The sequence below is a fragment of the Pseudomonas sp. WS 5412 genome (assembly GCF_012985615.1).
Lineage (GTDB): Bacteria > Pseudomonadota > Gammaproteobacteria > Pseudomonadales > Pseudomonadaceae > Aquipseudomonas > Aquipseudomonas shahriarae.
Genome location: NZ_JAARMB010000044.1, coordinates 1 through 10,385, shown reverse-complemented (window position 1 = coordinate 10,385; position 10,385 = coordinate 1). Strand labels below are relative to the sequence as shown.

The window sequence follows — 10,385 nt, the reverse complement described above, 5'->3', positions numbered from 1 at the left end:
CATCATTTCCATACTGATCACCCTGTGTTCTCCTGCTCAAAAATTGAGCAGAAGCAGTTGAACACCTGGGTCAGTTTTCAGTCGGCAGAACAGCCTCTACTGGGTCAGTTTTCGGTCAGCGGCAACACCAAGTTCATGCGAACGAAGAAAAGACGGGAAATGATCTGGATCTTAGCCTTCACCGGCTGAATGGGAGCTTCATCAACTTGCCCCTTCAGTTGCTGAATTTTTCCCCAATTCGATTCCAACTGCGCCTCCCACCATCCATCAATCGGGGGGAAGTAACTGCGGATAAGAGGCCATCGGCAAAGCTTTGGAAAAAGTGGTGTCTGACCAAAAATGATGACAACGCCGGTGCCTATGGCGATGGATGACGACATCACCCTCCAAGCGTCGCCAACGCTATCAGCCCAGCCCGTATTGAAAAAAATGACTCTGACCAAAAATATGCCGAAACAAAAAATCGCAAACCCATACAACATTTTCTGTAAACCAAAGACTTGATACATCAACGTCTCCCCATGACTGTGTGTGTGCACCTACGACAACGCAATTATGAGGCGCTGCGGGCACGATCAGAAAACCTTTAGCTACGGTATGTTCCTTGGTGGAACTGCCGTCAAGCGGGTGCTCAGTCATAAATCATTCAGCTTCGTAGCAGGAAGCTGAACATCTATGGAGCCTTCACTATTCACAAGCCTAGCTCCCAGGCTAGAAAGTCTTCTCGCATTGCTGCGTTTGCAAAACCGTCCTGCAGAAGCGGCACCTGTACCCGCACGACTTTTAGACGTAGCTTTCAACGGAACGAAAGCTGGCAACGCCACTGGCGGTCAGTCTCAGTAGTCCCCCGCACACGAGCATCCACCACAGCAACTGACTAAAATCGAACTCATACCGGCAAATCCCACGAGTGCCAATAATGAATTATTTTGAGCTGATTCAACGTCAAGCCGAGCTTGTTTTTGGCAGCAAAGCGAAAGCGGATATTTGGCTAAATCAACCGAAAACTGCCTTCGATGGAAGCACACCATTGGAGCTTGCTCACACTGAGGCGGGATACGAACTCGTAAAGGCTGAACTTGAGAGAGTCAGTCACGGGTACGCCTGTTAGCACGAGTCTCGCCCTCCAAAAAACTGGGCTCTTCCATGGAGGAATCACAATGTCGAACGCAGACTTACTCCCTTCTCTACTCTTCAAGATCAACCAGAACCAGCTAGCCCTCGAAGCCGCGATAATGGAGCTAACGCTCTGGGTCGAACAGAGAGGATCAGCGGAGGTCGCCGGCAACGTGCGCGGTGCTTTGGACACAATCAGCAAGAACGAAAAGTTCATAAATTTGACTCTCGCGATACTTATGGCACAGGAGTAACCAGGCTCCCGCGCCCCTTCGTTTACAAGCGCTACCTTCAGGGATTACATAACCATCTACTTTTCAATGCCCTAAAGGAGTTTAGCTGAATCGGGGCGGACTTCGGCTCATCCATGTGACTGTTTTCGCGAGTAGGGATTTGACGCTTTGATGTCTAGTAGAAAGCGGGCACTGGGGCAATAACTCCAAGGTATCCACGCCGGATCAGCACCGAGTGGATACCAGAGCCCGCTGTTTTTCCGGTTTTATTTACTAGCGCTGGGCGCTTTCTAATATTGTTCCAGACTCAATATTTAAAACAGTTTCTATTTTTGTTTTTTTGGTATTTAAGTATGCGGAGTGGGTATCTAGTTCTAGTGCAGACCATTCACCATCAAAAAAAACCTCTATAGTTCCTTGTAATTTCACGATAAAACTTTCAGATAAGTCGCACACTCCATCACCGTTCACACTGGAGAGGTCGATGCTTTTAATTCGCCGGTGAGAAAGTTGGACGTAGTCCATGTAATCAGCGCAGTAATGGATGGAGACGGCTGTTGTTAATTCTATGTCTAGGGAGTAGTGACCTTCATCGATATATGTTGGATTGCTGAATTCAATTTCTTGAATACTATTTGCTTGAGCGTAATTTATAGAAACACCAAATGAATCAATATCTAGATTATTTATGCCATCAATATTCTGCTCTTCGACATAAATGTCGCTCAAGGGTTCTTCTTTAGATGTCAGGTATTCTATCAGTCTGTCGATAAATGGCTGGCTGGACAGGTAGTCTTTAAGTGCTTCTACGTTCTTGAGTAGGCCATCTATTTTAGCGTTTAGTGCCTGAAGCTCCTCTAGTTGAAAAAAATCCTTGAGAGAGTCGGATAGTGTTATATTCGGAATCGTCTCGAGATGTTTCTTGAATGCTGTGTCCTTGATTGCTATATAGATTTTATCGTGTTTATTTGCGAGCGACTCAATGCATTGATTTACAAAGGCATCTGGAAAATCCTCTCGATTCTTAGGCTTTCTGAATGCACCGGTACCGCTGAAATAACTGTCTATGATGCTATCCAATGCAGCTGGATCTGCTTTTAACTCTACTGCGCTGGCCTCACTTGCCCAGTTTTCGAACTGAGCTTTTAGAGCATTTGATACGCTATCGGCCATAGATGTTAAGCTTTTTTCTTGCTCGGAAAGAGTTTCGCGCAGAGGATCATTCTTCAACAGTTTTTTGGAGATCTCAATCAGTGCGTTTTTTGCTTCGATTAATTTCTCATGACTTTCTAATGTTCTCTTTGAAACAAACTCGCGCTTAACAATTTCAGGTACGTAAATTTTAAGCTCGCCAGAATTAGAGAGCTTTGAGAGAAGCTGCATATTTCTAGATTCCAACCCCTCTTGGTGGAGAATGTTTGTGTCTAACACTATGTGTATCATTCAATATTGCCCTATTCGAATATTTTCAAGCTCAATGCTTTTCTGTGATTGTCAATGTCAATTCTGTGTTTTTTACAGCGATACGCCGACGAGTGACGTCTGGTAGATATCCTATCAGTTGGCTTGATGTTGGCAGCGCGACAGTACTTTCCCATCATCTGCAATAGAAAAGCCGCATTGATATATTGTGATCACGATGTCGGCTTCCTGCTCGCCATCTGCGCCGCCATATATCGTGTGTGACTCGCGGCCGGCCAACGGATCCCCACATTTCGGGCACATTAAATCGCTTTCACGGACAAGGTCAGATAGGGCAGCCAGCTTGTCCTGAATGCCTCGGAGCTCGTCTTTCTTCAGATTGATCTCTTTTTGATGAATGCCCCCGTCGTCTTTGAGGCGGCCAATTTCATCCTGGGTGACCTTGATTCGATCATTAAGGATGGATACCAACACATCAGGTGTCTGAGCCTTCAGAGCTGCAATCTGCTCGTCCTTATCAACCAAACGTTCTTTTAGCAGTTGGATAACAGCGTCTTTCTGTTGCACTAAAACCCGGTACAGTACAAACAAGGTGATGATGAAACCGGTAATTGAAACGACTTGGGTGTAAAAAATCACTTCGGTTGTCATGACCATATCCTTGGCATCAGTGCCTGTGGACACAGCTTACCTTTGTCGAACGGGTTTTGGCATGACCCGGATAATCACAGACGCTTTTTCCCTCTCACGCTTTCGAGGTTGAGCACCCTGTTTCCAGCCGAGCAGTGTGGTGCGAGCCACTCCAATTGACTCTGCAATCGCCTGCATCGGGAAGCCGACACGTGATATGCCATGATCACATGAAGCCAATCAATTGACCGCGCCGGCGCCGTCCGCCGGCTTATGAAAACCCCACAAACCTGCGCGCACGAGGCAGTCCGCTTACGGGTGTCAATAGCAATATCTCCATTGTCGCCGTGGATGCGCCCTTTGGTGCTGCGATGGGCCGGGCAAGGGAGCCATGACCATGTGAAAGACCGCGAAATTGTCTTGCCACCAGATTGCCACCCTTTGCTATATTCCAACGCTAGTAAGCGCCTCGATCTGGTTCTGGCCCTGTTGGTGGAGATATCTAGGTCGTTTTCATCGCGAAGGGACATGCTGGTTTTTTGAATTGCTCGGAAGCTTGATGATCCCGGAGACGTCAGTCAGCTTTTTAAATTGAACTCAACTGCCTTGCCACAATGCATGACAAGAGGAACTACCTTTGGAAAAGGAATTCGCTGCTTTTGACTTCTCGGGTACGAATGCAATTACCCATAGCGGAATACAGAAGCACTTCAAAACTGTTGAACCTTGGCAAGCTATATCTGAGCTTGTATGGAACGGATTCGATGCTTCGGCTACTACCGTAAAAATTGATATTACGGAAAACGAGGCCCATGGTACCGAGTTGATAACAGTCCTGGACGACGGCGTAGGAATCAACTTCAGGAAGCCGCATGAAAACTTTAGGCGGTTTAATGATTCTTTGAAGAAGGACTCCTATGATACTCATGGTTCGCAAGGACGAGGGCGCTTGGCGTTTAGTAAAATAGGAAGCTCCGCTACTTGGTATACGCGGCATGAAGGCGAAGACGCGAAAATTAGCGTAGAAAGCTCAAATCTTAGCGATATTGTTGGTGTAACTATTCCGCCAGAAATTACGCATGCGCTGTTAAGCCCGCATTCGCAAGGTACTTGTGTAGAAATTCGAGGATTCCAAAAAGCACTCCCTTTTGAAGATGCCCTGCTCAATGATTTCAGCAGGGAGTTTGGCGGTCATTTAATACTTCTTCCGCACAAATCGTTGACGCTTAATGGTAAAGTCGTCACTCCTCAGTCGCACAGTATCTATACCCATGCGGTTACAGTGGAAGATCAGGATTTTAGTATAGAACTGATACGCTGGCATAATCGACCGGGCAGTGAAAAATCGTTTATTAACTTTGTCTCATCGAAGTTGAAAATTCTGCATAAACAGCTTAGTAGCCTTAACAAAAAGCCAGGGTATTTTACCAGTGTTTATGTAAAGTCTGAGCTATTCGAAAGGTATTCGGCAAGCGATCAAAGTTTGTCTGAGCCGTTTTCAAATTTTTTTCAAACTAAAAGTTATCGAGCGCTGACGAAGGCGCTAAATGAATTCCTTCGCGATAATTACAGTGAATTCTTAGTCCAACAAGCAGAAGAAGAGGTCAATCGATACGAGCAGGATGGAGACTTTCCAAACTATGAGGATTTAGACTCCACAGAAAGCGCTTGGAGGCTGAATCATGTTAAGGGCATAGTTAAGAGCGTGATAATTCGCGACCCTACTGTCTTAATGCGCAGTAGTAAGCGGCAGCGCAGGCTCATAATTAGGCTGCTTGATAAGCTGTCAGTCTCGAATGAAAACAGCGGGATTCTAGAAGTACTAGAAAGTGTGTTGAGCTTGGATGCTGGATCGATGAGGCAACTCGCCCTCCAGCTAAACAAGACCAAGCTAAACAATATAATTGAGACAATCGAGATTCTCCAAAACCGGGAACATGCTATTGCTCAGTTGAAGGAAGTTATAAATATTCATTACAAGGACGTCAGGGAAACGCCAGACCTTCAAAAGGTAATCGAGAATAATACTTGGTTGTTCGGGCCATCCTACGATATCCTCGGGGCAGAGGAAGATTCGTTTACAAAAATATCCAAGTCGTTACGCACCGAAGTAACTGGAGTCGTTGATATCGAAGAGGCAGACTTGGAAATAGGTGTTGATCTTGTAGGGGCGAAGCGGCAAGTCGATCTTTTTTTAGCGCGCAAGAAACCTCTATTTGATTCTAGGGGTAGAAAGTATTTCCGCTGCGTAATTATAGAAATCAAGAGACCCGGTGTATCGCTGAATAATAAGCATATTCAGCAACTCGATGAGTATGCCTCGATTCTCAGTACGCATCCTATCTTCAATAGCGAGCTGGTAAAGTTCGAGCTTATTTTGGTTGGTAGAAACATCTCAAGCAAGGGCAGCCTTATCCACAGCCGATGCAGAAGCATGCAAGTTCATGGCGAGCCGGGGCTGATTACCAGCGACGATAAAATAAAGGCTTATGTTAAAACGTGGGCGACTATTTTTGATGAGTTTGAGCTGACAAACGACTATTTGCTTGAGAAGCTGAAAACTCAACGAGCAGATCTTGATGGCACTACTAAAGAAGAGCTGATATCGGGCTTACAAGGTCAAGACGTCCCGGCACCTACAGTTTGAAGTGTTTACTTGTCCTAGGCCGAGCTTTTAGTCGGCCTACCTCGGCATCATCAAACCGACGACCATTGGTGCACCGGTAGGTCAACCTCGAAAATCAACCCTCAAGACTAGACAAAGACAAGAATAGCCCCTGGAAAATTTTATGAGTATCGAGAACGAAATACGAGATCACATGCACTCAACTCTAAAGGAGCTGAACACCAAATCAAGAGATATAGAACTGGTTATTTATTTCTACGGCTTTGAAGACAATCCATGGCCCACCCTGGATGATGCCGCCAATAAATTTAATGTTGGAGACTCGGATAGACGGCGTTCTGAAAGACCGCGACAAATCATTAATAACAAGTTTAAAAAACTTACCAACCTATCCGACCTGCCATCACTAAAGAAATTTTCAGAGCATTTAAAGTCTTCCAATTTTCACCAACCTTCAAAACTCGCCGCCCATGCAAAAGACAACAATCTCTTCGAAGATGATATAAAAACAATATCGGCACTACGCCTACTGCATGATTTGGGTGACTGCATAGATTATCAAGCATACTCAGCAGACCTCAGCGAACTCACAAGATCTGAAATTGTTTCAAAGCAAGAGTTTCTTATCATAAAAAACTCTGTTATTTCAAACGCACGAAAAGCTCTAAAAAAAGCAAAAACTATACCTGGATTGTTAGGGATAGCGAAGCTAGAATACTTGAAGGACACTTCGATATCCAACCTGATTGCCTATGACGACATAGTGGCAACCATCAAGTTGAATCAAGACTCGTGGATTATGGACAAGGACGATCAGCAATATTATCTATTCGAATCAAGGGATAATACGCTTATAAATAGTCTTGAGAAAATAAAAAGCGTAGCTGATCATGCCGACATAGATATCCTCTCTAAGACACTAAGAAACTCTTTAAACCGAAGAACCCCTCCAAACAAGCGTAATTACCCTGCCGTTGAAATAATCCGGCATTATATATCATCTTCAAAATATATTGAAATGCATGGATCAAGCGCAGTCATAAAACTAGAACAACAAAGCTTGACGGAAATTGAGCAGGCCGCCGTACAATACATTGCCGCGAATGACGCACATAGCTTTCCTGAAATTTCTTCTCACTTAAACTCTCTCGGATACAGCAAACCACTAATTGACAAAACAGTTCTAAACTCACCCGTAATTTTTGTAGATAAAAGTCAAGGAAGATCTCATTACAGCTACCAATTAGTTGGCAACAAGGAGCCCATTACAACACCTACCATTGACCGCTATGAAGACTTTAGACAGCGCCTCCTTAGAGTAACGGAAGATGGTACCGACGGTGACCAAGAAACAATTAGACGAAAAGAGCAACACATTCTTAGCGAGTGGTTATTTAAAGATAAAGAGTCTGAAGAATGTGCAATTTGCAGAAAAACTTATTCAATTGATTCTTTGATAACAGCTCACAAAAAGAGGCGCTCCGATTGCGCAGAAAATGAAAGGACAGACCCAAATATAGTAATGCCTTTATGCGTTTTCGGATGTGATTACATATATGAAAAGCGACTTATTCACATCGAGCACAACAAAGTAACAACTCACACCAACAGCAGCCTTTACTCTGAAATAGAATATATCAACGCCATTGTCGGTAAAATTTTAGACTCTCGCTGGACTCAAGGTAGCGCGTCGTATTTTCCAAGGCCGAATGCGGGATGCTCATAATTCCATACCGCTGGACTGCTGACCAAGGACGTTCCGGTGGTTCACGCCAGAGCTCTGCGAGGGCAACGACTCTGATATGTATGGCAAAGGCGTCCTGGAAGCAACGGAGGAATGCGTGGCAATCCTAAATCGAAACATGCTACTTCGGTGCGGTCAGACGGTCTTCGGCTCAACCGCAGCTGTAGTGCAGAACACTAAGAGACCCAAACAGAAAACAGGTTAGGCCCTCCAGGGCCCTTTTTTGCCCGAGTTTTGTTCGCAAAGTAGTCTGGAATCTTCAGGAAGAGCAGTTCATCTAAGCCACCAATGGCCTCCAGCCCCTGAAGACCACCCCACGTGGTGGCATAAGCATTGACGCTGAAGAGATTCGCGACCAGATAGTTGCAGGTCGCGAACTCTGTAAAGACTTAGTGCAGCGGGATGGTCATTGAGTGGCTTGACAACAAAAATTATAAAAAGAATACTTGTATGAGTATTTCTGATAAAAAGTATCAGTATCTTTTAGAGTCTGGCAATACTACGTTAATTCGCCAAGAGAGTGTTCGAAGGCCGGTCATGCTCGATTTACCTGACAAGCTTGATAGCGATGCCGGGGAAAATGGAATCCGAATAAAGGAGCTTGGATGCGTAGCCCTTTCTGACAAAACCTTAGTCTTGATAATAAGGCACAATCAAATCATAGGTACTGCCATACTCAATGATGAGCAACTCGCTTTCTTGAAAGATGGTTGGTGCAAAGATTTTGATCAATTCAAGATGCTGAGCAGCCAGATGGATTGCGAGTAAAAAACTAGAAGGAGAGCGCCCCTCAGGACGACCTCCTTAAATTCGCCGGGACGTTTATAAGATTTATATTAAGATGCCGGCCCGATTTTGCTCATTATACTTTCTAACTAAAAAATTTGCCGACTCAACCCGCAACTTATGGCCAGACGTCAGTTTTACATACAGCTCCCTTATTAGGGAAAATGTGCGCAATCCTTTTTCGCGTTCGTAATTGGTATAGCGGACTAGGTTTTGATCCCAATGCATGAAATCACCTTTTCCCTCAGCATCATTTGAGATGGTGTTCTCGCAGTACCCAATGAGATCCTCTTTGTTTTCTATAATGTTATAGAAGGCGACAATTTCCGTCTCATCATACCGCCAGGGAAATCTATTTCTCTCGACCTGCCAGAACTCTAAGTAGCCGGACTCCAGGAAGATTGCTGCGAAGATATTGTCTAGTGCTGGCTCATCTAGTAGGATTTTATCTATATCATTTATCACCCTGATATTTGGCCTAATATCTCTAAGATTCTTTAGTAGGCGGGACTCTATCTCGCGATAAGCAACCGTTGTGTCGCCTTCTTTTTTTAAATTTTCGATATCAGCATCACTAACCGGGATAACTGCGTCAGGAATTAACTCAAGCAGTGGTGACTCTTGGATATCTGCCGGGGTACATGTATCAGGGTTTGTTGTTATGTTAATCCCAGCCTTCTCGTAAGCGCGTGCTACAAGTCTTGAGCAAAACTGCTGACCACCTCCCTTGATTTTAGGCAGGACTACTGAAGATATTGCGCCCAGAGTTGTATATGGAGATCCAGTTTCGCTGCGCACATATGCTAGAACTGCCTGCATCTCACTGTCGGAAATACCAGCCTTCAGTCTGTATGCATAAATCGCACAGCTATCATCATAGAACATTTTTTCAATATTTCTTGCATGAACTCCCTCTCCAGTCGAGTCCATTACAGAGCCATTTGCCACGCAAATCATAGCGTGAGATATATCGCTATCCGTGAAGAATCTAATGACTTTGCTTTGGAACTTGGTTGAGGTTGAAAGAATTATGTCTCCCTTCTTCAACTTTGAAATATCAACCCTTATCATGCTTCCGACTTCCATTTTAGAATTTATGTTGAACTCAAGGTAGTATCAAGTTTTGTGACTCTAGACCAGCCGAGGACTTATAGCCCATTAGACTATTAGCCACGGTACGGCTTCGGCCATGTGATCTTAATGGTGCTGCCCGAAAGGACGGTGCCAGCGGTACTCATTCCAGACGTCTCTGGGGCGACTTCCTCTAATTTAACCCCGCTTTCCACGAGCGCCGACTTTAAGTCGGTGAGAAACTTCGTGAGCTCAGCGTTGGCTTTTAGAGCTTTGCTCAGATCGGTTTTGACCTTCTGATCGCCAGCCTGAATGTTCTTGAGTTGAGAGTTCAAACTCTTATTTTCATCACTCTTCTGCTCAAATAACCCTTTAATCCTTTGAAGCTCCCGTTCGAGATTTTTAACCTTTTGGGGATCATCAACAGCTTTACTGGGTTTCTTGGTGAGCTGTTTTACCTGCGCAAGCGCATCATCACGCTCAGCGATGGTTTCATCGAGTTGCTCCTCAAGACTCACCAAAGCCCCATTCGCCTGTTTCAGCTCAGACTTCAGCGTCCTTTGCTTTTTCCTAAGTTTTTTGGTGGCATCCGAGACCATTCGCTCAACGGTTTGATCAATGCCTTCCAGCTGTAGTGGTCTAATGAAACCGGACACCCATTTAGGCGAGAATACTCGCCAGATCGAGGTGTCAGATGACCAAACAACGCCGTACCTTTTCCGCAGAATTCAAACGCGAGGCTGCCGACCTCGTGCTC

Annotated in this window: 10 protein-coding genes; 5 read left to right on the top strand and 5 right to left on the bottom strand. The window is 44.9% G+C overall.

What is annotated here, in order from left to right; translation table 11 throughout:
• Window positions 1–104 precede the first annotated feature (104 nt).
• Window positions 105–509: a hypothetical protein gene (locus HBR94_RS28145; protein WP_170045899.1), complete on the bottom strand. Its 405-nt coding sequence runs from the start codon at window positions 507–509 to the stop codon at window positions 105–107.
• Window positions 510–919: 410 nt separating this feature from the next.
• Here HBR94_RS28145 and HBR94_RS28140 point away from each other — a divergent pair, with 410 nt between their 5' ends.
• Together HBR94_RS28140 and HBR94_RS28135 are read left to right on the top strand one after the other, a co-directional pair.
• Window positions 920–1,111 carry an MbcA/ParS/Xre antitoxin family protein gene (locus tag HBR94_RS28140; RefSeq protein WP_170045898.1) on the top strand — a complete coding sequence of 64 codons (192 nt, stop codon included), beginning with the start codon at window positions 920–922 and terminating at the stop codon, window positions 1,109–1,111.
• A 49-nt stretch (window positions 1,112–1,160) separates the two neighbouring features.
• Entirely contained in the window at window positions 1,161–1,370 is a 210-nt protein-coding gene (locus HBR94_RS28135) for a hypothetical protein (RefSeq protein WP_170045897.1), read from the top strand.
• 252 nt (window positions 1,371–1,622) lie between these two features.
• Here the strand turns inward: HBR94_RS28135 and HBR94_RS28130 are convergent, their stop codons facing one another.
• On the bottom strand, window positions 1,623–2,780 hold the full coding sequence (locus tag HBR94_RS28130; protein ID WP_170045896.1) for a PIN domain-containing protein: 1,158 nt from the start codon (window positions 2,778–2,780) through the stop codon (window positions 1,623–1,625).
• A gap of 126 nt (window positions 2,781–2,906) precedes the next feature.
• The gene (locus HBR94_RS28125; protein ID WP_170045895.1) at window positions 2,907–3,422 is read right to left on the bottom strand and encodes a hypothetical protein; all 516 of its coding nucleotides are present in this window, start codon (window positions 3,420–3,422) and stop codon (window positions 2,907–2,909) included.
• A 616-nt stretch (window positions 3,423–4,038) separates the two neighbouring features.
• On the opposite strand from HBR94_RS28125, the gene HBR94_RS28120 reads away from it, so the two are divergent.
• The 3 genes from HBR94_RS28120 (at window position 4,039) to HBR94_RS28110 (ending at window position 8,539) form a co-directional block, all read left to right on the top strand.
• The gene (locus tag HBR94_RS28120) at window positions 4,039–6,048 is read left to right on the top strand and encodes an ATP-binding protein (RefSeq protein WP_170045894.1); all 2,010 of its coding nucleotides are present in this window, start codon (window positions 4,039–4,041) and stop codon (window positions 6,046–6,048) included.
• Between the two features lie 142 nt (window positions 6,049–6,190).
• Window positions 6,191–7,753, top strand: coding sequence for a hypothetical protein (locus HBR94_RS28115; protein ID WP_170045893.1), 1,563 nt, complete (start codon window positions 6,191–6,193; stop codon window positions 7,751–7,753).
• 468 nt (window positions 7,754–8,221) lie between these two features.
• Window positions 8,222–8,539: a hypothetical protein gene (locus HBR94_RS28110; RefSeq protein ID WP_170045892.1), complete on the top strand. Its 318-nt coding sequence runs from the start codon at window positions 8,222–8,224 to the stop codon at window positions 8,537–8,539.
• 63 nt (window positions 8,540–8,602) lie between these two features.
• Here HBR94_RS28110 and HBR94_RS28105 read toward each other — a convergent pair whose 3' ends face one another.
• Together HBR94_RS28105 and HBR94_RS28100 are read right to left on the bottom strand one after the other, a co-directional pair.
• Window positions 8,603–9,643 carry a YiiX/YebB-like N1pC/P60 family cysteine hydrolase gene (locus HBR94_RS28105; RefSeq protein WP_170045891.1) on the bottom strand — a complete coding sequence of 347 codons (1,041 nt, stop codon included), beginning with the start codon at window positions 9,641–9,643 and terminating at the stop codon, window positions 8,603–8,605.
• Window positions 9,644–9,723: 80 nt separating this feature from the next.
• Window positions 9,724–10,284 carry a hypothetical protein gene (locus tag HBR94_RS28100; protein WP_170045890.1) on the bottom strand — a complete coding sequence of 187 codons (561 nt, stop codon included), beginning with the start codon at window positions 10,282–10,284 and terminating at the stop codon, window positions 9,724–9,726.
• Window positions 10,285–10,385 lie beyond the last annotated feature (101 nt).